This window comes from Xanthomonas melonis (genome assembly GCF_020783655.1).
In the GTDB taxonomy this organism is placed as follows: Bacteria; Pseudomonadota; Gammaproteobacteria; order Xanthomonadales; family Xanthomonadaceae; genus Xanthomonas; species Xanthomonas melonis.
Genome location: NZ_JAJGQH010000003.1, coordinates 297,937 through 319,864 on the forward strand (window position 1 = coordinate 297,937; position 21,928 = coordinate 319,864).

The following is a 21,928-nucleotide window of genomic DNA, read 5'->3' on the forward strand; positions in this document are numbered from 1 at the left end:
GCATGGCTCGCTCAGTCCATCGCAAGATCCCTTACATCGCCAGGCCGAAGATGCCGTGCGCCGCCTGGAGCAAGGCCTCGGCAGGGAGTACGACAACAACAGTGCCCGGCTGGCAGCAAGCAGCGCGTATCTAGCCAAGGAAAACGGGCTGTCGCGGATTGATCATGTCGTGCTGAGCGAGAACACCAAGTCCGTGCGACAGGGTGAGAACGTCTTCGTGGTGGAAGGCGCGTTGAACGACCCCGCCCACAAGATGGCGCATATGAAGACGAGCGAGGCGATAGCGCAGCCCGTCGAGCAATCCTTGGCGCAATTGCAGGCCTTGGGCGAAACGCAGCGCCAACAGCAATTCCAGCAGCAGGTGCAACAGCAAGAGCAGTCGATTGCGCCTCAACACCGTATGGTGTGAGGCCTAGTGCAATTTTGCTGGGACTGTTGAACGCTCCGTCAACCGCACGCTGTAGAGAGGTAGGCGAGGTGCGGTGCCGGCTGGTCGCTTCTGGTAAAACATCGCTTTACCGCTGGAAGGAGCCGCGCCGTATGTCATTCGCTATCTTCCGTTCTTACGTTTCAGCATCGGCCGCAGTGGTCGTTGCCACCTTTGCAGGATGCGCCATGACCGAGCCGCCAATCTCAAAAGAACAGTTCTCCGAGCATGTTGTGAAGCTGCTGGCCGGCAAGGACTCGGCTGTGGTCGAAGCCGGCAAGCTGACCGATTTCCCTTGGAAGACGCTGTGCTTCGAGCGCGATGACAGCCTGTTGCTGAAGTTCGATCGCGACGGAGAGACATCCGTGCTGCCGTTGCCCTATGAAGAGTTCTTCGTGGATGAGGCACATGTGAGCAATTCCCTGGAGGATAGCTGTGTCACGCCATCCGATCGCATCCTGATCAAAAAGAAGTATCCGGGCTATCAAGGGCCTATCGAGTTTCAAAAGGCAGCGCAGGGAGGCTAGGCCATGGTTGATGTCACTGATCCAAAGGGTGCCAAGCGTGAGATTGAGCAGGAAGCCTATCGGCACTACGAACAGCTGAGCGGCATCACCTTGGCAAAACGTCCCGATGGCAGTTTCCAATCGCAGGGGCACAACGATGAGCTCGATGCCTTTCGACATGCGTATACCAGCGGCCGCGTCACCCAGCTTGCGTTAGGTCAGCAGTGGATCGCACGCAGGTTCGGAGATGATGCCGAGATTGGGCCAGCCCATCCAAATGATCCCTACGAACATCGCATGGATCTATGGAACAACGAAGCCGGTCGCCGGCTCGGCGATCAGACCTCCGGGCAGGATGAGCTGGCGCGACAGGCCTACACTGCCCTGCGCCAGGGCGATCTGGCGACCGGTTTGAACGATCCGCGGCTGAGGCAGCTGTTTCCCGACGATCCACGCCTGGCGCGGCCCCAGGGAGATCCTCAGCGTGATCTTGTGACCAGCGGCGATGTTGACCGGATCAACAAGGATGTATCGCGCCTGCAGGACCAAGCGCATGACAGGTTCCCAGACACGCATCCGGACCGTGCGTATTTCAATACGTTGCGTGGGCAGCTGCCTGCATCGGTGTCCGATACCAAGGTGGCCGAGGTCATGATTGCCGCAAAGCAGGCGGGTGTGGAACGGGTTGACCAGCTCGCCGGCGCCGTTCTGCGTGACGACCAGATCTTCGTTTCTGGCAAGACGCCAGGATTTCGGGCACAGGTAGACGCGACCACGCCGGCACCTGATATGCGGCAGAGTGTTTACACCGCCGATCAGCACAACGCCGTCCAGGCCTACGACCAAGCGCAATCGCAGGCGACACAACAAGCACCTGCGCCTGGACGCTAGGCGGCCCAGTGGGAGGTTGGTGGTAGGTACTGCCGACGTGCTGCCTTCGACGGCTGAGTCATCAAGGGAAGGCCGGCGCGCGCATGCTGATGCGTGATGTCTGGCTCCGGTAATGGTCAGCGCATGACGCTCACCGCAATGCTGCCCGCACCGTCTGCAATGATGGTGCGAACAGGTCGGCGGCACGCTTTCCGTCGTTGTCCGGGATGGTCTTGTCGGCGCCCCTGGCCAGGACGAGCGCATAGTTGGGTGCGCTCTCATCATCGCTTTCCTGTTCGGCGGCGTAGTGCAACAGGGTGCGGCCCCTGGCGTCGCGCGCGTTGATGTCGATGCCAAGGCTCAGCAGGAAATCGAGAAACGCCACTTCCTTCGGGAATGTGTGGCGTGGTAACCAGTGACGGGAGGTGAGGTTGTGCAACAGCGTTTGCTGGCCTGGTTGCAAGGCCAGTGGGTCGAGTCCTTTGGCCATGATCAGGCGCACCAGATCCGGCTGGAAGCAATACGCCAGCGATGAGCGCCCGTCGGCTGACTTGCGGGTGGCGTCTGCGCCAAGTTCCAGTAAGGCGGTGATCGGGCTGTCGCCATCGAGCGTGTGGGAGAGCAGCGCCGACTGCAGCGGTGTGCAGTGCTGCGAGTCGTCGGGGTCCTGTGCGATGGCCCATGCGTTGATGTCGGCACCGCCGGCGACCAGTAGGCGCACCTTTTCGCCAGTGGTGGCAGTGTGTAGCGGGGTCGTGCCGTGGATATCGCGTGCGTTGGGATCGGCACCGTGTGCCAGCAGGACGCGTGCGGTGGCGGTGCCGCACCAGCCGAGCATGGTGATGCCGTTGTCCCAGGGTGCGTCGGGGTCGGCGCCGGCATCCAGCAACGCTTCCAGCATGTCCAGATAGTCCTGCCGGCTGATGTGGTTGCGTAGTTTGCTGTCGACCTCTTTCAGCGCCTCCTGGCTGGCCTGCTGCACCGCGCGCTTGGCGGCGAGATAGCGTTGGCGCATCTGCGCATCCTTGGCCTGCGCGATCATTGCATCCAGCGAGTCCAGGCTGCCCATGCTGAGGCTGTCGATCAGGTGCTGGCGGTATTGTTCGCGCGTCATCGCGGCGATTGGCCCGCGGGTGACCACCAGATCATGCAGCGGCCAGTAACGCTGATGCTCCCAGCCATTGACGCGCGCGCCGTGGGCGATCAGCCAGCGTACCGTGGCCAATGTGCTGTATTTGACCGCCGTGTTCAGTGGCAGCAGCCGCGTGTTGAGCGTGGCGCCTGCCTTGAGCAGGTGCGCGATCATGGCGGTGTTGTCATGCCGGGTGGCGTAGTGGATGGCGGTGGAGAATTCCTGATCGGCGGCGGTGTGTTCCATCAGCCACTCGCTGTCGGGGGTGCAGTCGGGCACGGCGCCGGCCAGCAATGCGGCAGCGACATCGTCGAGCGCATTGGCACGCGCTGCGTCCAGTAATGCGCGGTCGGCCGTGCTGCGCTCCACGATGGGCAGTGGTGGCGTATTTGATTCGTTCTGCGCCGGGTCGCGTTGCAGCCAGGCAAGCCATGCCTTGGCACCATCGCTGGTTGCGTCGAGATAGTAGGTGTCCTCATCCCTGAGTTTGCCGAAGCGCATCCACGATGCCCATTCGGTGCCGGCCAGGCCGAGCTCCGACATCTGGGTGATGAAGGTGAAGAAGTCCGGTGCCAGTGCCAGGCCGTGCAGCATTTGCAGTTCGTGCGAGAAATAGCGCACCGGCTGTCGGGCCGGGTCGGGATGCCTGGTATCGATGGTCAGCCAGTCGCCGTTGATGAGGTTGTAGAAGGCGAATTGGTTTTCCCACATTTCAGGTCGATTCGGCGCCTCTGACAGATCGCGCGAGGCCAGATCCTGTTTCCACTCCATGAAAATGGGCAGCGCCATCGTGTCGATGTGCGTCAGGCTCCACACCGCATCACGGTTGACGCTCATCGATGGCATGTCTTGCTGTTCCATCGCGCGCAGATGCGAGGGGACGTGCCAGCCAAAGGTCACCTCCGCCGACAACTCGCGCAGCACGCGGCGCAGTTGGGCGGGGACTGGCAGGCGGTGGCGGCCTTCGAGCGCGCGCAGTTGGCGTTCGGTCGCCGGCGGCGCGATCAGCAACGGCGTCACCTGCCAGCGGCGCTTGCGCGCGATGGCTTCCATCCAGCGCCATTTCGCCTGCCAGTGCGTCCAGCGTGTCTGCATCGTGGTGTCCTGTGTGGTGCAGGCGCCGAGCACGCCCGCTGTGGCCAGCGTCACGAGGCCGGCTTCAAGAAACTGACGGCGGGTGACCTTGTTCAGAAGCAGTTCCTTGCAGGAAGCACAGCCGGGAGGCTGCTTGCACTAAGCAGCATAGCGGGCCAGGCGTGGGTGCCTGCGGAAGGCCGATGGCGGGTGCCTGTATTGCTGATTCTGCATGCTGTTTCCTATAGGCGATAAGGTTCGCGGGCCGAGGTGGAGATGGATTCGCTCCCGCCAGCGTGGGAACGCGACGACACGTGCGGTGTTCTTCTTCAGATTCTCCAGTACGCTTTTCCCTGGTCCTCACGCGGCCAGCACGGCAGCCCAACAACAATCTGCGCCGCCCACAATGAGGAGACGGACGTGTCGTCGTTCGCAATTTATCTGATCGGTATGGTGGTGGTCATCAGCGGCTTGGCCTATGGCGCACCTGGCCGGGCTGAGCGCGCAATGGATCGCGGTGGGTGCGGTCGTCCTCTTGGGCATTGGCATCGTGACCGCCGTTTCCAGAACGCGTAGCAAGGACCCGCCTGCCAAGTCGGATGCCTGATGCAGGTAAGGATGGGTGCAGGCTCAGTGTGGCCGCATCGGCACCTCCAAGCATGCGAGCGGCCACACTCACGCGATAGTCGGCATCGGTGCAGTAATTCAAAACCACAGATCCCGCACACAGCGACCATCAGCGGGCAGATCTTCGAAGCTGTCCAGGCCGTCGAAGTGATCGATGTGCAGGTGGGCGACCGCGTGTGGATCTGCAAGCCGGAGATTGACCGCCATGCGGCGGCGGCCGTCCGCTTCCAGGTGCAGGCCGCGCCAGCAGAGGACGCTTGCGCAGGTTGGGCAGAAGTGGATTTCCAGGACGGGAGCGCGGTTGTCGGCACGCACATAGGTCTGAGTGGGGCCGTGCAGGGCAATGCGTCCGTGCTCGAAGTCGTAGGCCCATAGCGCTCCATAGCGGCGACACAGGGTGCAGTTGCAGGCGGTGATCGAGCCCGGATCGCCCGCCAGTTGCCACCCCGCACTGCCGCAGTGGCAGCGGCCGCTGAGTATGTCCGGGGTCATGGGGAACTCCTGTGTCGGTGCGCAGTGGCGGCAATCTAGCAGGTGGCGGTCGCGTCCAGGCAGGCGTCCTCACGCGGCACTGCGCAGCGGTGCATACAGTGGCTGCGCGCTGGTGACGGGATCTGCGCTGCACTGCGAACTCGTCCATGCGCGACGCCACCTGGCCTTTATGCACATCCGAGGAACTGTCATGTCCATCGAACTGGAGCAGACGTCTGCTGGCCGCGCACGCCGCATGGTGCTGCGCACTGCACTGCTGGGTGGTGCAGCCTTGCTCTCAGCTGGCGCGATGGCGAATGCGCGGCGCCCTGCGGGCGCGCAGCACGGCAAGGCGGCCGGAGATGGGGCGCAGCTGACCTTGGGCATGGTGGTGTTCGAGGGCTTCCAGCTGCTGGACGTGTTCGGGCCGTTGGACATGTTCGGCAATCTCCAGGGCAAGGTGAAGATCGTGATGCTCGGCGAACGCATGGGCGCGGTGGCCAGCAGTGCGGGGCCGGCGGTCGCGGTGGATCACACCCTGGATGCGGCGCCCACCATCGACATCCTGCTGGTGCCCGGCGGCATGGGCACGCGACGCGAAGTGGACAACGCTGCGCTCATCGCCGGCATCGCGCGCCTGGCACGCGCCGCGCCGCATGTGGGCAGCATCTGTACCGGTGCGGCTCTGCTTGCGCGCACCGGCTTGCTGGATGGGCGGCGTGCCACGACCAATAAACGCGCCTTCAACTGGGTGGCAGCGCAGGGCCCCAAGGTGCAGTGGGTGAGGCAGGCGCGCTGGGTGGAAGACGGACACATCTTCACTTCCTCCGGCGTGTCGGCGGGCACGGACATGGCACTTGCGTTGATCGCTAAGATCTTCGGTCGCGATGCTGCCAGTCAGGTCGCCGGTATTGCCGAGTATGTGTGGAACGAAGATTCCACCAACGATCCGTTCGTCGCTGCGATCGGCGCGGGTTGAGCGGCGGCGGCTGGACGCTACGCGAGACGCTGGACAACGCAGGACGCATCGTACCGCCCTACGTTGCGCGTGATCTGCCGCGATGCGCCGGGGTTTTTCGGTCTGGGCAACTGCCTTCAATCAGAGCGCATCGAGCGTTATCCTGCGCCTGCCGAGGCCGGCGCAAGCGACGCAGGCCCCTTCTTGTACAAGGCTGGAGTGCGCTGTCGCAATGCGGGCGATGGCGCGCTGGCCAACCGGCAGAGGTGATGATTGGACGCGACACAGCCTGGCGAAACACATGCGGCACCGGCCACACGGCTCTATGCGCTGCTGGCGCGTGAGGCGCGCACGGCCGTGATCTTTCGCCGCGGACCGACCAAGCAGGTACAGCTCATTGGCTGGGATCGCGCCACCGATACCTTCGAGCATGGGCAATGGTTCAAGGGCCGCATCTACGAGCGGCGGTGCGATCTGTCGCCGTCGGGGCGGCTGCTGGTGTATTTCGCGGCCAAGCACAAGGGCGACTTCGGCAGCTGGACGGCATTGTCGCGGCCGCCGTTCTTTACGGCGTTGGCACTGTGGCCCAAAGGCGATACGTGGGGCGGTGGCGGCGTCTTCGAGGACGAGCGGACGCTGCTGTTGAATCACCGCCCACAGGACGGCCGTGCGCCGTTTCCGCTGCCCACCGGGTTTCGGTTGCCGCACGAGATGAGGGTGCGGCCATTCGGGCAATACTCCGGCGGTGGCGAGGATGCGCCGATCGACGATGCGCTCCGGCAGCGCGATGGATGGCGCGTGCGCGATGCCGGTGAAGGCGAGAGCGGTGGGCTGCGCAGTGGCGTGCTCTATCGCTTCACGCGCCCGCGTGTGCTGGAGAAGCATGGCAAGGGCGGGCACGTGCTGCAGTCGCTGTTACAGGCAGTGGGGCGGCAGAACGACGCGTGGTATGCGTTGGATCACCGTGTGCTGGATCGTGAGGGTACCGTGCTGGCATCGCTACCGGGTACCGACTGGGCCGATTGGGATGGCGGCGATCTGGTGTTCGCGCGCGAGGGTTGTCTGTATCGCTTGCGCGAGAGCGCGCTTGCGCGCTATCCACAGGACGGCGAGCAGGTAGTGCGGCTGCTGCACGACTTCAACAGCGCACGCTTTGCGACCCTGCCACCGACGGCCGAGGCGCGTCGCTACTGAGGACGCCACATACGGCGCGCTAACGATGCGTGCCGTGAGTCGGCCGTTGAGGGCAGCTGTGGCAATCGAGGGAATACCGGCCATGGCGATCGTCGGGCAATTGCATTGCACATGCTGCGATCGTGCCCCTGGTGAGGGCTTCAAGGATGGCGCGGCTGTGGATCCTGCGCCCGTGTCGAGCGCCCCAAACGGTGGCTGCGCAGCGTGATCAGCCCGATACCGACACTGCATCGTCGCTACCGCGACGCGCTGTGGCATCACCATCAGGCGCTGTCGTTGGCGCGCAGGTGGGCGAGCAGCAGCGGGTGCAGCACCGCGGGCATCGGCATGCTGCGTGCGCCCTGTTCCCATTGCTGCAGGAACGGCGCCAACGCGTGGCGATGCCAGACACTTGGCCGCGGGCGTGCGGCCAGCCGTGCGCGCAACTGCTCCACCAACGCGTCCGCGTGCGTGGTATGGCCGCGTTCCAGATGAAAGAACACGAAGGCGAGCAGCAGGCTGTCGGGGCTGGCGAATACCACCGTGGGCGGCACCGCGCCGGTATCGTCGCCCGTTTCCAGCAACTGCAGCCAGGTGTCGGCAGGGCGTTCGAACCAGGGGCCGGCGAGCTGCGTGGCAATGCGGCCGAAGTAACTTGCGTCCAGCGTGGGGAGTGCGGCCGCCAGGCGATCCAGGCCGGCCTCGAGCGTGGCATCGCTGCTTGCCGGATTCACCACCCAGCCGCCGTAATTGCCGATGTCCGCACTGTGCAGGATGTCTTCGCCGAGAAACCGGGCTGCGCCATCCACGACATGCAGATCGTGCAGGTGGGTGGTTGCCGTACGCTGCTGCCAGGCCAGCAGGCGCGCATGCTGCAGGCCCACCTGCACCATCAGCTCGCCCAGGGAGGCGTCGTAGCTGGCCCACAGATGCTGGCGGTTGCCGTCGACATCGCGGATCCAGTGCCATTGCAGCGGCACCGCAACGGCGACGGGCGACCAGCCTGCGGCCCGCAGCGATGCGCCCAGATGTCGATCGATCAGCTGTGGAAGGACGGCGTAGACCCGGGCTTGCCGGTGCCGTGCCTTGTCGCGTGCGGCCCGCAGCGCTGCCGAGGTGCGCTTGGGTTGCAGAAAGAAGCGCAGGCCGATGGCGCGCTCGATGTCGTCCGCGGCACCGCCGTCGTCAAGGCGCGGCAAGGCCAGATCCTCGGGCGCATTGCGCCGGCGCTTGAGTCCCTGGCGCGCGGCCAGCGCACGGATGCCCTGCAATGCATCGGAAGCGAGCAGGCCATCGAGCGTGGCGGCGATGCCGTCGTTGGCGTCGAAGGTTTCGTCCAGCCAGCCGTTCACCAATAGGCCATAGCCGTCGACGAACAGCGACGCATCGCCCGACTGGTCGGCAAGCGTCAGCACCTGGTAGAACAGCTCGGCCAGCGGCATGTCGGTGCCGGGCTCGGTCAGCCGGTAGACCACGCGGGTGTCGCCTTCCCACGCCAGATAGGCGGGGCCGTGTGCATGATCGAGCCAACCTGGGGCCTCGGCGGACAGGGCATGGGCGCGTAGTGCGGTGTCGCCGACGTCTTCGGCACGTGTGCGCAGCAGCACGCCATGGCGCAGCAGCACGCTGTGCATGCGCAACCAGGTCAGGTTGGTGTCGTAACGCGCCTGCAGGCGTAGCAGCGCGTGGATGAGCGCTGCCTTGCGCGAACGCTCCACTGCGCTGGCATCGACCAGATGGATGCAGCGCTCGATCAGCTCTTCGATGGCGTGTTGCGACACGGCCGCGTCCTCTGCGTCGGTGGTGAATATCCCGAAGAAGGATGCCAGCAACCGACCTTACTGGTGTCAGCGGAATGTGGAGGGCGCCCCGGTGGTCGATGCGGCGACCTGGCAGGCCAGTCCCGGTGGGTGAAGACATCGGTCGCGCGCATGCGCGGATGCGCACAGGCAAGATGCGGGTGTTACCTCGCCGAGCCGGAAGGCCAACCACGCGGCGCGTGGCGTCGTGGTCGATCGGGTGATGCCGTCGTGAAGTGGCGATCGTCAAACTCTCTGGCCTTACTGAAACACCGGTACACGCGGGCGTGGATCACGGAATGGCGACATGGTCGTGCGGATCATCGCGGCCATGAGTACCGGAAATCCCATTACCGCACGCACCATTACCGCCGTGCCCGGCGAGGCCGATCGCAAGAGCCGCAAGGTGGTGGTGGAGTTGTCTGCCCAGCCGGATCCGCGCTGGCAGGCCTGTTTCCACTTCGTCCTGCAGGGCCGCGACGGGCTGTTCCTGCAGACCCGGCCGGTGTTCGACAGCGCCACGTTCGAAGGTGTGGTGGCGGCCGACCAGGTAGACGCGTTCTGGCAGGAATTGCCGGAGGTCATTGCCACCGCCAACGCGCTCACGCGTGCACAGGCGAACAAGGACGCCGGGCGCGCACGCTGAGGCGCCGCGCGCGCAGCGAGCACGCCTGCGCGGCAGGCGGCACGCGAGGCAGTCCAAGGCAGCGGCCAGCTAGGGTTGGTGCGCGTCCACCGTCGAGGCGAGCATGCCGCGGATCCACAGATGCAGCGGATCGTGATCGTTGCGTTGGTGCCAGACCGCGCTGGTCGCCACGCTGGTGGTCGGGTAAGGCAACGGGTACACCTGCAGCCGGGTATTTTCGATGCAGGCGTGGGTGAGGGACTGCGGCACGATGGCGATCATGTCGCTGCCGGGCAGCAGCGTGGGAATGGCCAGCGCGTGCGGCAGCGTGACGCATAGCCGCGGCCTTGCGCCGATGCCGGCCAGCGCGGCTTCCAATGCATGCCGGTCGAACATTTCCGAATGCCGTGCCAGCCCGCGTTCCAGGATGAAACCATCCACCGCACCTTCTTCGCGGCCGCCGACCGAGACCACCGCCAGCGGATAGGTGGCCAGGTCGTGCAGCGTGGGCTGACGACCCGCTGCGGGATGCTGCTCGTGCAGCAGCAGCGCTTCGCCCTGTGCGATCAGGTGCGTCAGCGTCATGCGCTCGGGCACCTGGGCGAAGATGCCGATCGCCAGATCGATACGCCCCAGATCGATCTGCTCGGCAAGATCCAGCCGCGTGGACGGCAGGATGGCGATGTCCAGATTCGGTGCTGCCTGCCGTAGCGCGCGCAGCAACGGCGCCATGAGCGTGGCGGTGAGGTAGTCGTTGGCCGCGAACACGAAGCGGCGCGTGGTGGTGGCGGGATCGAAGCGCTCGGCTCCCATGACCGCCTCCAGCCGGCGCAGGCAGTCGCGCAGTTCTGCGGCGACGGCGGTGGCGCGTGCGGTGGGCAGCATCCCCTTGCCGGTACGCACGAACATGTCGTCGCCCATCACCATGCGCAGACGCGACAGCGCATGGCTCACCGCCGACTGGCTCAGATGGAGACGGCGGCCCGCGGCGACCAGATTGCGGTCTTCGTAGATCGCATCGAAGACCTTCAGCAGATTGAGGTCCACCTGGCCGATGGGCACGCCTGACCTTCCGCAAAATGAATTTGCTGCATCTTAAACCTGAAAACAATCCAGTTCCTTGCGTCGTGCCAAACGCCCATGATCGGTTGCGTCAGAAACAGTACGCATCCGCACGCCGATAGCTGACGTGCGGCCCTGGGTCTGCGTTGGCCACCGCCGCGCAGGCTGGAACACGACGTCCGATGCGGATCGGATCGATGAGGACCCCATGCAAGACCATCGCGAGGCGCTGATCCAGCGCAGCATCGAGCTGTTGGACGCCATCAAGGAGCGCACGGCCGGTACCCAGGTCGAGCGCTGGTTGAACCGCACCTATGGCCCGGATTCGGCCTTGTTCCAGGCCCTGGCCGAGCTGGTGACGGGCGGCGTACGCGATGGATGGGCGGCCAACGAGGAACTCGACGGTGCGATCTACCGGCGCAGCCGGATCGCCGCGCCTTCCGAGCGCACGCATTACTTCAGCATCACCGCGGTCTACATGGACAGCGGCAGTGCGCAGAACACACCGGAACACACCTATCGCGGGCAGTACCACACCCATACCTACGGCGAATTCAACATGGTGGTTCCGCTCGACCCGGGCGCGGCGCTGATGGGCCCGAACGGATGGTGCGAGGCCGGATGGACGGCGCCCGGCCCGGGCTCGCATCACTACCCCGAAGCGCGGGGTGGACGCATCATCGCACTGTTCTACCTGCCGGCAGGGCGCATCGTCTACGGACCACCGCCGGAAGAGGACGCGTGATGAGCGCCGGATGCCGGAGTCACCCACCCAAGGCGCGAGCCGCTCGCACTGCCGCGGCTGCAGGCGCGGGGGTGGCCACCGAGACGACCCTCAAGGCCGTCTGGAATGCCGAGGCCGCCAGCGCCGGCCAGCACGCATGGCCCGCTGCGGCAGGCGTGCCGCGGCGCTACCGCGCCATTGCGCAGGCGCTTACCAGTCCGTGGGTGCGTAGTCCTTCAGGAATTGCCCCCACACGTGCTCGCCGGTATTGAAGCCATGGATGATCGGGTCGACGATGCGTGCGGCACCGTCGACGATGTCCAATGGCGGGTGGAAGCGTTCCTGCTGCACCTTGAGCGCGGCGATGTCGGCCGGATCTTCGTCGGTCACCCAGCCGGTGTCCACGCTGTTCATGTGGATGCCGTCGTTCTGGTAATCGGCCGCCGAGGTGCGCGTCATCATGTTCAACGCGGCCTTGGCCATGTTGGTGTGCGGATGCCGGGTGGTCTTGAAATTGCGGTAGAACTGGCCTTCCATCGCCGAGACGTTGACGATGTGCTTGTCGCGTTCGGGCGTGCGCAACATCAGCGGTTTCAGGCGCGCATTGATGATGAACGGTGCGACGGCGTTGACCAGTTGGGTCTCCAGCAGTTCCACCGAGGGCACCTCGTGCATCAGCAAACGCCACGAGTTACGGCCGCGTAGATCCACCTGCTGCAGGTCCTGATCGAGCCGGCCTTCGGGGAACAGATGCTCCTGCCCCACCAGCTCGTCGTCCAGCAACGCAATCTGCGATAGCTCGGCGGCGCGGGTCAGGCCATCGGCATCGACGAGGCCGCGGCCGTGCACTGCCGGCAGCGCCGTGGCAGAGGCGTCGCGCAGCAGCTCGGGCGTGCGCAGGCCTTCGTAGTGGCCCACCAGGTTGCGCACCGTTTCCGGCAGCTCATGCAGGGCAGTGGTTTCGCCCGCCATCATGTGCGCATAGAACTGCGGCGGGCGGCGCACGGTCTGGCAGGCATTGTTGATGATGAAGTCCAGCCGCTCGCGCGTCGCCAGCAGCTGGCTGCAGAACGCTTCCACGCTGGGGGTATGGCGCAGGTCCAGCCCGAACACCTGCAGGCGATGGCCCCATTGCGCGAAGTCCGGCTCCTGCGCATACCGCGCGGCGGAGTCGCGCGGGAAACGCGTGGTGACGATGAGCTCGGCGCCGGCACGCAGCAGCTTCAAGCCCGCCTGGTAACCGATCTTGACGCGGCCGCCGGTCAGCAATGCCACGCGCCCGCGCAGGTCGGCGGTTTCGGTGCGCTTGAAGAAATTCAGCTCGGCGCAGGCCGGGCACATCTGGTCGTAGAAATGATGCAGCTGGGTGAACTTCTGCTTGCACACATAGCAGTGGCGCAGCTCCGGCGAATGCGTCGGCTCCGGCGTGGCCGCGGCATTCTCGCCGTTGTGCGCATCGTGCAGGCCGGCTGCATGCGGCGGGAAATAGTTCGGGGTGCTGAACACCGGCTTGCGCCGCAGGGCGCGGATGCCGCGCTGTTCGAGCAGGGCTTCGGCCTTGCGCACCTTTTCCTGATTGCGCTCGCGTTCGCGCTGCTTGAGCAGCTGGCGGCGCGCCTTGGGCTCGGGGTGGTAGACCCTGGCGACCACCTGATGCAGGCGCACGCGGTCGGCCTCGGGCAGGGTGTCGAGCACGCTGCGATCGGCATCGATGGCTTCCAGCAGATCCAGCGCGGCGCGCAGGCGGTCGGTCAGCGGCAGGTCGGCGGCAGGCGGGGGCGAGGCGGTGGTGGTCAAGGCGGATCCAGGGAAGTGGCGATGGCGCGGTCGCTGCGAACGGCTGTGGGCGGTGCCTGTACCGGGGCAGGGCAGCTGCCTGGCCGGGATGGGACGCTGCTGCGGGATGCGCCGCGTTGCGGGCGGCCATTTTCGCCGATCGGTGGGGCACCGCGCCAATGCGGCGTGCGCTGCCTTCGCCACCGCTCCGGCGGACCGGAGGCGCTGGCGCAGTGCAGCGGGGCGTGGCGGCGGCAGGGAGTGCCGCCCGACGGTGCGCGGCCGGCGGCACGGCCATTGCTCCCTGGAAGGGGGGCGCTGGCGATCTTCCAACTGCCGCGCGCCCGGAGGGCGTGCGTACTGGCACGTTGCGGTGCCCGGCCGGATAATGCCGCTTCGACAGCGACACTTCGCCGGTGCCGGCATGCCGGTCACTCCAGGGGATACATATGAAAATCGCTGTACTGGCCACTGCGCTGGCCGGCCTGCTGTGCGCGTGTACGGTCGTTTCGCCCGATCCCGGGCAACAGGCCGTGCTGGTGGACAAACCCCTGCTGTTCGGCAAGGGTGGGATCCGTCTGGACGATGTGCGCGCCCCCGGCCGCACCTATGCATGGTTGACCACCTCGGCCACCTATGTGGACGTGACGCCGCAGACGGTGCAGGTGGCTTTCGACGATTTTTCCTCCAGCGACAACATCCTGTTGGATTTCTCCACGCAGATCCAATATCGCATCACCGCACCGGCGCTGCTGCTGTCCGGTTTCGGGCCGGACTGGTTCAAGAATAACGTCGCCAGCCAGTACGCCTCCATCGTGCGCGATCAGGTCAAGCGCTACGACATGACCCGGATGATGAGCGACCCGGACACCGCCAGAAGAATCGACGATTCGGTGACGCAGAACGTGCGTGCACTGGTCAAGGAGCAGCGGTTGCCGATCGAGATCCAGAACATCACGCTGGGCCGTGCGCGCCCCAATCCGGACGTGCTGCAGCAGATGAACCTGACGGCGGCGCAGCAGCAACGGGTCAAGACCCTGGTCGAGGCCACCACCGCCGAACGGCAGCGCGAGCAGGAGCAGGTGGCCAAGGCCGATGCCGATAATGCCTACCGTAATCGGATGGGGCTGACGCCGGAACAATACCTGGCCAGCCAGATCGCCGAACTCAATGCCGAGGCCTGCAAGAAGGCGCAGGCGTGCTACATGGTGCCGTCGGGAACCTCGGTCATCGCCCGCTAGCCTTCGCTGGACGTTGCCAGGCACGGCCATCGCGGCCTGCGGCAGGCCGCTCGTGGCCAGTGATCGCTCACACCTTCTGCAACGCCGCCGGGCTACGGTGGCCGTCTGTGCTGGGTTGCAAGGAACGATCATGGGCCTGCTGGTCGATGGCAAGTGGCAAGACCGCTGGTACGACACCGACAAGAGCGATGGGCGTTTCGAACGCTCGCAATCGCAGTTCCGCCATTGGGTGACGCGCGACGGCGCGGCCGGCCCGCATGGAGACGCCGGATTTCAGGCAGCGGCGGGGCGCTACCACCTGTACGTGTCGCTGGCATGCCCGTGGGCGCACCGCACGCTGATCTTCCGCCGGCTCAAGGGCCTGGAGAAGATCATCGATGTTTCCGTGGTGCATTGGCTGATGGGCAAGCAGGGCTGGACCTTCCAGCCCGGGCCTTGCGTGATCGCCGACCCGATCAACCACGCCAGGCATCTGTACGAGATCTATCTGGCCGCCGATGCGCAGTATTCCGGGCGTGTGACCGTGCCGGTGCTATGGGATCGCGAGCGCAAGACGGTGGTGAGCAACGAGTCGGCCGACATCATCCGCATGTTCAACAGCGCCTTCGACGCGGTGGGTGCGCAGCCGGGCGATTACTACCCGCAGGCCTTGCGCAGCGAGATCGATGCAGTCAATGCGCGTGTGTACGACACCGTCAACAACGGCGTGTACAAGGCCGGATTTGCGACCACCCAGCAGGCCTATGAAGAAGCGGTGGTGCCGCTGTTCGAGACGCTGGACTGGCTGGAAGCGCGCCTGGGCCGACAACGCTACCTGTGCGGCGAGGCCTTGACCGAAGCCGATTGGCGCCTGTTCACGACGCTGGTGCGCTTCGATGCGGTCTACGTGGGGCACTTCAAGTGCAATCTGCGGCGGATTGCCGACTACCCGCAACTGTCCGGGTTTCTGCGTGAGCTCTACCAGATGCCGGGCATCGCCGACACGGTGAATTTCCAGCACATCAAGGGCCACTACTACCAGAGCCACGACATGATCAATCCCACCGGCATCGTGCCGATGGGCCCGCAACTGGATCTGCTGGCTCCGCACGGGCGCGGCGCGCGCCAGGACGACTAGCCCGGCGCGCGCGGAGAATCGACACGGACGCGTTACGGGGCGTGACACGGGCGCGCGCACCTGGCCCGCCAGCTCGCTGATTGCCTATGCTGTCGGGCCGAAAACAGGAGAACACGCGATGCTGAATCACGTGATGGTGGGAAGTAACGATATCGCCCGTTCCAGGCAGTTCTACGACGCGGTCCTGGGCCAGGTATTGGGCGTGCCCGCGCCGCTGGTCAATACGGCCGGATCCGGCCATGTACGGCTGTTCTACCGCCACGCGGGCAGCACGTTCTGTGTGAGCCAGCCGATCGACGACGCGCCGGCCACCAGCGGCAACGGCACCACGGTGGGCTTCAGCTGCGCGTCGCCGCAACAGGTGCAGGCCTTCCACGACGCGGCGGTGGCCGCGGGCGGTACATCCATCGAAGATCCGCCCGGTCTGCGCGAAAGCAGCCTGGGCTCCGCCTGGCTGGCGTATGTGCGCGACCCCGACGGCAACAAGCTGTGCGCCATTCATAGGCCTGCCTGAGGTCTTCGACGCCTGCCTGCGGGCTAGCAGCGTGCGATGGTGCTTTGCGCTGCCGATAAGACTGCGCAGCCGGCGATGCCGGTGGGCGCCTGTGCTCGCGCCGCAGTTATTCGTCTGCGGCGCTGCGGACGATCAACGCGGCAGCGCCCACCGCCATCGCATCTTCGACGGCGCCGGTGCGGGTCTGCCCGTACCGTTCGATCGCGCGCATGCGCAGATTGAAGGTGAGATACGCGGCGCCGACGGCGGCGGCTGCACCCAGCACGGCGGCGATGCCGCGCTGCTGGCGAGGGGCCAACGCCGCGCCGGCGATCATGCCGGTGGCCACGCGCGCCACCATGCCGGGCAGCACGATGCGGTCGGGTGCGCTCTTCATCTTGTCGCCTGCGATCTCGCCGCTGGCCAGCGCCAGCATGCCGGCCGACGCCAGCGGGTTGGCGAGCAGGCTGGGCGCGCCGTTGTCGCGGGGAAGCTTGCCGTTGCGCGCTGCATTGGTCACCGCGGCAAGCGGCGTCATCGAGCGCATGCCGGCCACCGCGCCCATCAGGATGGAATGAATCAGAGCCATAAGCACCTCGGTACGTGCCGCGCGACCACAGGCGGGATGCGCTGCGTGCCGGCACGATGTGTCGATGCAGGCAGCCTAGAAGGTGGCATGTGTGGGTGCTGGCAAGACGCCAGAGGCGGACGTGGCGGCGATGTGCCGGGTCGGCGCGTGGCTACAGGGCAGCGCGCAGGCCCGTGGAGCCTGCGCGGTGAAGCCTGGGATCGCAGCGTCACCGAGGTGCAGCTGCGCGATGTGGTCGCGTGCGCCCCTGCGGACGCGACCGTTTGGCGGAATGCAGACAGGTCAGCGTGTGGCGAACCTGCCCGCACGCCACGCCATCCACACGATGCTCAGCCCGACCACCAGGCACACCAGCGCCGCAGGTAACGAGGCCTCCGGGCCGAACACACCGCCGGTGAGCATCTCGGGCATGGCCGGGTTCGGCACGCTGCGCGCGATGGCCGCACCCGAGGTGATGCCCGAGACGGCGGCGCCGAACAGATAGCCCTGCGTGAAGTTCCAGGCGATATGCGCCCCGATCGACACCCAGATGCGGCCGGTGAGCGCATAGAACGCGCCGAGCATGACGCCGGCTTCCAGGGCGATGCAGATCGCCGCCAGGACCGTGGCATTCGGATTGCCCAGATGGCTCAGGCCGAAGATCGCCGAGGACACCGCAAAGGCGGCCCAGGGGCCGAAGGCGCGCCATAGCAGGCGCAGGATCGCCGCACGCATCATGAGCTCTTCCACGATGCCGGCCTGCAACGCCTGGCGCAGCGGAGTCCAGGCCGATGCAGGCCCGGTGGGCTGGATGTCGTAGAGACCGAACAGCGCCATGATGCCCATGACGGCAGAGAACATCGCCGCACCGGCCAACAGGCCGATCACCAGTTGCGGCAGCATGGGACGCAGCGCGATCTCCGACGGCGTGCGTCGTTCGCCCAGCCGCACCGCCAGCGTATAGATGCCCAAGGCCACCAGCGCGCCGAAGGCGCTGACCGCGAACTGCACGGGTTCGTCGGTCTTCGGCCAGAAGCTGCCGAGCAGGCGGGTGACGATGCCGGTGGGCACAGCGACCAGGAAGAACAGCAGGGTTGCCCAGGCGCAGGCGCGCAGCCAGCGCAGGCGGCCCGGGCGCAGGACGCCGCGCTCGCCCAGTTCGATGGACTGCGATGCGTGCGTGGCCGCAGACGCTGCAACAGGAGAGGGGGATTGCGTCATTGCGTGCATGTGCGACTCCTTGTGGATGCGGCGGGTCAGGGGGTGGGGACGTGAGGGGCAGCGGCGACCGCCGCCTCGGCGATACGGGTGGCGAACGGTCGCCGGTTCAACGCGGCGATGGCCTCGGCCAGCACCGCAGACAGCGGGACCGACAGTTCCGCATCCAGTTGCGCAGCCGCCGCATTGGTCGCGGCCCATTGGCGCTGCAGGGCGGGAATCATCCGCTTCGCTTTGGGGGTGAGTGCCACGATGCGTTCGCGTGCATCCGTGCCGGCCTTCAGCACCACCAGACGCTGCCCGACCATCTGGGCGACGGTCTGGCTGGCGGCGGAATGGGTGATGCCGATCTCCTGTGCCAGCACCTTGATCGAGGCCGGGCCAAGCCGCATGAGCACGCGCAACACCGGGGTATAACGCGGCCGCCAGGCAAGCCCGGAGCTGGCGTAGACCGCTTCGAGATCGCCGTCCAGCAATTCGATCAGGTGCCGGACCAGGGTGCCGAGTGTGGGCGAGGCTGGGTTCATGGCTGAAATGTATAAGCGCTGTTGCATTTGCGCCATGTGCCGGAAGTCGGGGGTGGCCTTGCAGAACGAATAGGCCGTTGCGTCAGGGTCAGCGCGGATCTGGCTGGGTCGCCATGTGTTGCCTGCCCGCCCAGGGGATGCGTCAGTTCAATGGCCCGAGCGGCGCAAGCACGGGCGCGCGCGCCATGTCGTTGGGATTGCTGCCGGGCACGTCCTGCGGCACCTGCATGCCCCTGCTACGGTAGAAGTCCGTCCAGTACGGCGAGATCGTGCCGGTCTGCGGATTCCTGAAGTTCATCGGTTGCAGCGCGAAGACCCGGTGCGCGCGGAACGCCCGCTCGATGAAATCCGAGCAGTAGTAACTGTCGTCGCTGGGCACGTAGGTCGCGTTGTATGGCTTGCCGAGCATGCGGCGCGCCTGGGCGATGGCATCGGCAATGGTAGGGCGGTGTTGGTGCACCAGCCGGTAGACCAGGATCTTGCGCTGCCGGGCGATGGCTTCTTCGACGAACTCGCGCAGTGGCTGTTCGCGCGAACCTTTTTCATCGGCATGCAGTACCACCTGCGTGGCGCCGGCATGTGCGAGCAAGCCGACGTGGTCGAAGCTGGGCGCACCCTGCTGGGCGGTAGCGTCATCGATCGCGCCGCTCAGGCCGGTCTGTCCGGCGGTGACGAACAGCAGATCGCCGTCCTGCAGGCGCAGCGCCAGCGCCGTGCCGGGCAGCGATGCGAGAAGCAACAGGATCAGCGCAGCGAGACGCATGGTGCAGGTCCGGCAATGGGAAGGGCGGCATTATCGCCCGGAAAACCTGCCGTCTCCCGGGACGTGCCGGCGCTGCGTGACAGCACGTGCAGCCATCGCCATCGCGGCGATCGCGCAGCGTGGAGCCAGTCCGGCCCGGCGGCAGCGGCTGTAGAATGGGGCTGCCAGCGGGCGTCGCCGCCGCCATCGCGTCGCGGCAATCCTTGCGTTTCCACTGGAGTGTTGCATGCGTTCCGCTGTTGCGTTGTCGCCGATGGGGCGCCTGTTCGCGCTGGCCGCCCTCATCGAGGGAATCACCTGGGCCGGGCTGTTGCTCGGCATGTTTCTCAAGTACGGCACCCAGACCACCGAGCAGGTGGTGTGGCTGTTCGGGCGCCTGCACGGCGCGGCGTTCCTGTTCTACGTGGTGGTCAGCGTGCTGGCGGCACGGCGGCTGCGCTGGCCCTGGTGGGCCTGGGTCCTGAGTCTGCTGGCGGCGGTGCCGCCGCTGGTCACCTTGCCGCTGGAGCTGTGGTTCCGGCGCATCGGTCTGCTGGGCCAGCGGCGCGCCGGCTGAGGCCGCGTACCGGCTGACACGGACACGCAGCGGCTGCGGTGGCGCGCTCGCGGCGGCTGCCGGACGCGCGTGGCGTACCGCGGCAGCGGCCGGCGCCGGACATGGACGCGGCGGCGCGGGCTTGTCATGATGGCGAGCTCAAGGGCAGATCGCGGGGGGCGATCATGCGTCGCTGGACGATGGGTGTGGGTGTGCTGTTCGCGTTCGCCGTGTGGATGCCGGCATTGGCGCAGGAATCGGTGGAGCTGACGCCGTATCTCAAGCGGGATCGGTTCGAACGGATCAAGATTTCGCCGACGGGCGAATACTTCGCGCTGACGATGCCGCTGGAGGACCGCACGGTGCTGGGCATCGTGCGCCGCGAGGGCACGGTGGCCACGGCCAAGGTCACCGGCGGTGCCAACAGCGTGGTCGACGATTTCTGGTGGGCCAGCGACGAGCGCATGGTGGTGTCGATGGCGCAACGGCTGGGCTCGCGCGACCAGCCGGTGGCGATCGGCCAGCTGCATGCCATCGATGCCGATGGCAAGAATGCCCGGCTGCTGGCCAGCCCCTATGGCACCAATCCCGACATGAACGGCGTGCAGCTGAAGATGGATCTGGACCCGGCCACCTTCGTGCTGGACACCTTGCGTGAGGACCCGCGCAATATCCTGGTGTCCACGGTTCCGTTCGTCGGCGACCCGAACATCCGTATCGACAAGCTGGACATCCAGACCGGCCGACGCGCGACCGTGGCGACCTCGCCGGTGCGACGGGCGAACTTCGTGACCGACCAGCAGGGCCGTATTCGCTTCGCCCGTGGCCTGGAGGTGAGCAACGACAGCAAGCTGTATTACCGCGACGACGATGCGGCGCCGTGGCGCCTGATCAACGATTCGGCCAGCAGCCGGCACCGCGAGTTTCCGCTGGGCTTTTCCGCCGATGGTGCGGTGGCCTATCTGCAGGTGGAGCAGGCCACCGGTCCCGATGTGCTGGTGGCCTGGGATCCTGCAACCGGCAAGACCACGCCGTTGCTGCGCGACGACAGCGTCGATCCGTACCGCATCCTGCGCGACCTGGATGGCATCACCCCGATCGGCGCGTCCTACATGAGCGATCGGGTGCGCAACCGGTTCTTCGACGAGAAAGCCCCGACTGCCCGGTTGTACCGCAGCCTGGAGAAGGCGTTCGACGGCAGCGCGGTCTATATCACCTCTGCCACCAGCGACCGCCGCCTGGCATTGGTCCAGGTGTGGAGCGATCGCAACAACGGCGACTATTTCCTGTTCGACACGGTGAGCAAGAAGGCCGACCGCGTGTTCGGCCGCCGCGACTGGTTTTCGCCCGATGCGGTTCCGGCGAGCAGGCAGGTGAGCTTCAAGGCGCGCGACGGGCTGGAGTTGCACGGCTATCTGACCCAGCCCTTGCATGCAGAAGCCGGCAAGCCGCTGCCGTTGATCGTGATGCCGCATGGCGGGCCATTCGAAATCTTCGACGAGTGGGCCTTCGATGACGACGCCCAACTGTTGGCGGCCGCAGGCTATGCGGTGTTGCGCATCAACTACCGCGGCTCGGGCAACTACGGTCGTGCATTCACCCAGGCCGGTGCGAAGGAGTGGGGCGGGCGCATGCAGGACGATGTCACCGATGCCACGCGCTGGGCCATTGCACAGGGCGTGGCCGATGCATCGCGCATCTGCATCTACGGCGCCAGCTATGGCGGGTATGCGGCGCTGATGGGCGTCGCCAGGGAGCCGGCGCTGTACCGCTGCGCGGCCGGGTATGTGGGTGTCTACGACCTGCAGACAATGGCGCGCGACGACGGACGCCGTGCGCGCTGGGCCAGCAACTGGACGGTGGACTGGCTGGGCGCGCGCGACACCCTGGCGGCGCGCTCGCCGGTGAACCTGGCCCGCCAGATCAAGGTGCCGGTGTTCCTGGCGGCGGGCGGCAAGGACGAGCGCGCGCCGATCGAACACACCAAGGGCATGGAGCGTGCCTTGAAGGGCGCCGGCGTGCCGGTGGAGTCGCTGTACTTTCCCAACGAAGGCCATGGTTTCTACACCGAGGCGCATCGCCGGGAGTACTACACGCGCTTGCTGGCATTCCTGAGCAAGCAACTGGGCGGCGCCACGGCGAAATGAGCGTGCATCCGGCTGCGCGCGTTGATGCGCGAGCCGGAATCGCGCGCGAGCGCGTGGCGATCGCCGCGCGCATGCGCTCAAGTACCGCGGCGCCA

At 66.2% G+C, this 21,928-nt stretch carries 20 protein-coding genes and 1 pseudogene; 12 read left to right on the forward strand and 9 right to left on the reverse strand.

The window, feature by feature from the left end:
* Positions 1–16: 16 nt before the first annotated feature.
* From LL964_RS20140 to LL964_RS04715, 3 genes and pseudogenes are all read left to right on the forward strand, one after another.
* Positions 17–409: pseudogene (locus tag LL964_RS20140) on the forward strand (XVIPCD domain-containing protein); the annotation flags it as partial.
* A gap of 131 nt (positions 410–540) precedes the next feature.
* Positions 541–954, forward strand: a complete 414-nt coding sequence (locus LL964_RS04710; RefSeq protein ID WP_228329383.1) for a hypothetical protein — start codon at positions 541–543, stop codon at positions 952–954.
* A 3-nt stretch (positions 955–957) separates the two neighbouring features.
* Positions 958–1,824 carry a DUF6973 domain-containing protein gene (locus tag LL964_RS04715; RefSeq protein ID WP_104585913.1) on the forward strand — a complete coding sequence of 289 codons (867 nt, stop codon included), beginning with the start codon at positions 958–960 and terminating at the stop codon, positions 1,822–1,824.
* A gap of 130 nt (positions 1,825–1,954) precedes the next feature.
* On the opposite strand, the gene LL964_RS04720 is transcribed toward LL964_RS04715, so the two are convergent.
* Positions 1,955–4,084 (reverse strand): ankyrin repeat domain-containing protein, encoded by a 2,130-nt coding sequence (locus LL964_RS04720; protein ID WP_104585911.1) that lies wholly within the window; start codon positions 4,082–4,084, stop codon positions 1,955–1,957.
* 630 nt (positions 4,085–4,714) lie between these two features.
* On the reverse strand, positions 4,715–5,128 hold the full coding sequence (locus tag LL964_RS04725) for a GFA family protein (RefSeq protein ID WP_104585909.1): 414 nt from the start codon (positions 5,126–5,128) through the stop codon (positions 4,715–4,717).
* Positions 5,129–5,318: 190 nt separating this feature from the next.
* Here LL964_RS04725 and LL964_RS04730 point away from each other — a divergent pair, with 190 nt between their 5' ends.
* The gene (locus LL964_RS04730; protein ID WP_167395220.1) at positions 5,319–6,086 is read left to right on the forward strand and encodes a DJ-1/PfpI family protein; all 768 of its coding nucleotides are present in this window, start codon (positions 5,319–5,321) and stop codon (positions 6,084–6,086) included.
* Between the two features lie 252 nt (positions 6,087–6,338).
* Positions 6,339–7,259 carry a hypothetical protein gene (locus tag LL964_RS04735; protein ID WP_104585905.1) on the forward strand — a complete coding sequence of 307 codons (921 nt, stop codon included), beginning with the start codon at positions 6,339–6,341 and terminating at the stop codon, positions 7,257–7,259.
* A gap of 263 nt (positions 7,260–7,522) precedes the next feature.
* Here the strand turns inward: LL964_RS04735 and LL964_RS04740 are convergent, their stop codons facing one another.
* On the reverse strand, positions 7,523–9,019 hold the full coding sequence (locus tag LL964_RS04740; RefSeq protein ID WP_104586467.1) for a hypothetical protein: 1,497 nt from the start codon (positions 9,017–9,019) through the stop codon (positions 7,523–7,525).
* A 349-nt stretch (positions 9,020–9,368) separates the two neighbouring features.
* Between LL964_RS04740 and LL964_RS04745 the strand changes: the two genes are divergently transcribed.
* Positions 9,369–9,683, forward strand: a complete 315-nt coding sequence (locus LL964_RS04745) for a hypothetical protein (RefSeq protein WP_104586466.1) — start codon at positions 9,369–9,371, stop codon at positions 9,681–9,683.
* A 69-nt stretch (positions 9,684–9,752) separates the two neighbouring features.
* On the opposite strand, the gene LL964_RS04750 is transcribed toward LL964_RS04745, so the two are convergent.
* Positions 9,753–10,724, reverse strand: coding sequence for a LysR family transcriptional regulator (locus tag LL964_RS04750; protein ID WP_104585903.1), 972 nt, complete (start codon positions 10,722–10,724; stop codon positions 9,753–9,755).
* A 208-nt stretch (positions 10,725–10,932) separates the two neighbouring features.
* On the opposite strand from LL964_RS04750, the gene LL964_RS04755 reads away from it, so the two are divergent.
* Positions 10,933–11,469, forward strand: coding sequence for a 4-hydroxylaminobenzoate lyase (locus LL964_RS04755; protein WP_104585901.1), 537 nt, complete (start codon positions 10,933–10,935; stop codon positions 11,467–11,469).
* Between the two features lie 189 nt (positions 11,470–11,658).
* Here LL964_RS04755 and LL964_RS04760 read toward each other — a convergent pair whose 3' ends face one another.
* The gene (locus LL964_RS04760) at positions 11,659–13,245 is read right to left on the reverse strand and encodes an SDR family NAD(P)-dependent oxidoreductase (RefSeq protein ID WP_104585899.1); all 1,587 of its coding nucleotides are present in this window, start codon (positions 13,243–13,245) and stop codon (positions 11,659–11,661) included.
* Between the two features lie 428 nt (positions 13,246–13,673).
* On the opposite strand from LL964_RS04760, the gene LL964_RS04765 reads away from it, so the two are divergent.
* The 3 genes from LL964_RS04765 (at position 13,674) to LL964_RS04775 (ending at position 16,096) form a co-directional block, all read left to right on the forward strand.
* Complete coding sequence (locus tag LL964_RS04765; RefSeq protein WP_104585897.1) at positions 13,674–14,465, forward strand: SPFH domain-containing protein; 792 nt, start codon at positions 13,674–13,676, stop codon at positions 14,463–14,465.
* A gap of 130 nt (positions 14,466–14,595) precedes the next feature.
* The gene (locus tag LL964_RS04770) at positions 14,596–15,582 is read left to right on the forward strand and encodes a glutathione S-transferase family protein (RefSeq protein WP_104585895.1); all 987 of its coding nucleotides are present in this window, start codon (positions 14,596–14,598) and stop codon (positions 15,580–15,582) included.
* A 118-nt stretch (positions 15,583–15,700) separates the two neighbouring features.
* On the forward strand, positions 15,701–16,096 hold the full coding sequence (locus LL964_RS04775) for a VOC family protein (RefSeq protein ID WP_104585893.1): 396 nt from the start codon (positions 15,701–15,703) through the stop codon (positions 16,094–16,096).
* 106 nt (positions 16,097–16,202) lie between these two features.
* Here LL964_RS04775 and LL964_RS04780 read toward each other — a convergent pair whose 3' ends face one another.
* The 4 genes from LL964_RS04780 to LL964_RS04795 all read right to left on the reverse strand — a co-directional run bounded on the left by LL964_RS04780 (position 16,203) and on the right by LL964_RS04795 (position 19,151).
* Positions 16,203–16,664 carry a DUF4126 family protein gene (locus LL964_RS04780; protein WP_167395219.1) on the reverse strand — a complete coding sequence of 154 codons (462 nt, stop codon included), beginning with the start codon at positions 16,662–16,664 and terminating at the stop codon, positions 16,203–16,205.
* Between the two features lie 282 nt (positions 16,665–16,946).
* Positions 16,947–17,873 (reverse strand): CPBP family intramembrane glutamic endopeptidase, encoded by a 927-nt coding sequence (locus tag LL964_RS04785; RefSeq protein WP_104585890.1) that lies wholly within the window; start codon positions 17,871–17,873, stop codon positions 16,947–16,949.
* Positions 17,874–17,899: 26 nt separating this feature from the next.
* Positions 17,900–18,388 (reverse strand): MarR family winged helix-turn-helix transcriptional regulator, encoded by a 489-nt coding sequence (locus tag LL964_RS04790; RefSeq protein WP_167395218.1) that lies wholly within the window; start codon positions 18,386–18,388, stop codon positions 17,900–17,902.
* A 142-nt stretch (positions 18,389–18,530) separates the two neighbouring features.
* The gene (locus LL964_RS04795; RefSeq protein ID WP_104585888.1) at positions 18,531–19,151 is read right to left on the reverse strand and encodes a YiiX/YebB-like N1pC/P60 family cysteine hydrolase; all 621 of its coding nucleotides are present in this window, start codon (positions 19,149–19,151) and stop codon (positions 18,531–18,533) included.
* A 226-nt stretch (positions 19,152–19,377) separates the two neighbouring features.
* Between LL964_RS04795 and LL964_RS04800 the strand changes: the two genes are divergently transcribed.
* A complete protein-coding gene (locus LL964_RS04800; RefSeq protein WP_167395217.1) occupies positions 19,378–19,707 on the forward strand; it encodes a DUF3817 domain-containing protein in 330 nt (109 codons plus the stop codon).
* Positions 19,708–19,886: 179 nt separating this feature from the next.
* Complete coding sequence (locus tag LL964_RS04805; protein ID WP_104585886.1) at positions 19,887–21,833, forward strand: alpha/beta hydrolase family protein; 1,947 nt, start codon at positions 19,887–19,889, stop codon at positions 21,831–21,833.
* The last annotated feature ends 95 nt before the right edge of the window (positions 21,834–21,928 follow it).

What these genes read in the sequence shown, in the direction of transcription:
- LL964_RS04710 (WP_228329383.1), top strand. Translation starts at nt 541, where the DNA reads ATGTCATTCGCTATCTTCCGTTCTTACGTTTCAGCATCGGCCGCAGTG.
- LL964_RS04715 (WP_104585913.1), top strand. Translation starts at nt 958, where the DNA reads ATGGTTGATGTCACTGATCCAAAGGGTGCCAAGCGTGAGATTGAGCAG.
- LL964_RS04725 (WP_104585909.1), bottom strand. Translation starts at nt 5,128, where the DNA reads ATGACCCCGGACATACTCAGCGGCCGCTGCCACTGCGGCAGTGCGGGG.
- LL964_RS04730 (WP_167395220.1), top strand. Translation starts at nt 5,319, where the DNA reads ATGTCCATCGAACTGGAGCAGACGTCTGCTGGCCGCGCACGCCGCATG.
- LL964_RS04745 (WP_104586466.1), top strand. Translation starts at nt 9,369, where the DNA reads ATGAGTACCGGAAATCCCATTACCGCACGCACCATTACCGCCGTGCCC.
- LL964_RS04755 (WP_104585901.1), top strand. Translation starts at nt 10,933, where the DNA reads ATGCAAGACCATCGCGAGGCGCTGATCCAGCGCAGCATCGAGCTGTTG.
- LL964_RS04765 (WP_104585897.1), top strand. Translation starts at nt 13,674, where the DNA reads ATGAAAATCGCTGTACTGGCCACTGCGCTGGCCGGCCTGCTGTGCGCG.
- LL964_RS04770 (WP_104585895.1), top strand. Translation starts at nt 14,596, where the DNA reads ATGGGCCTGCTGGTCGATGGCAAGTGGCAAGACCGCTGGTACGACACC.
- LL964_RS04775 (WP_104585893.1), top strand. Translation starts at nt 15,701, where the DNA reads ATGCTGAATCACGTGATGGTGGGAAGTAACGATATCGCCCGTTCCAGG.
- LL964_RS04780 (WP_167395219.1), bottom strand. Translation starts at nt 16,664, where the DNA reads ATGGCTCTGATTCATTCCATCCTGATGGGCGCGGTGGCCGGCATGCGC.
- LL964_RS04785 (WP_104585890.1), bottom strand. Translation starts at nt 17,873, where the DNA reads ATGCACGCAATGACGCAATCCCCCTCTCCTGTTGCAGCGTCTGCGGCC.
- LL964_RS04790 (WP_167395218.1), bottom strand. Translation starts at nt 18,388, where the DNA reads ATGAACCCAGCCTCGCCCACACTCGGCACCCTGGTCCGGCACCTGATC.
- LL964_RS04795 (WP_104585888.1), bottom strand. Translation starts at nt 19,151, where the DNA reads ATGCGTCTCGCTGCGCTGATCCTGTTGCTTCTCGCATCGCTGCCCGGC.
- LL964_RS04800 (WP_167395217.1), top strand. Translation starts at nt 19,378, where the DNA reads ATGCGTTCCGCTGTTGCGTTGTCGCCGATGGGGCGCCTGTTCGCGCTG.
- LL964_RS04805 (WP_104585886.1), top strand. Translation starts at nt 19,887, where the DNA reads ATGGGTGTGGGTGTGCTGTTCGCGTTCGCCGTGTGGATGCCGGCATTG.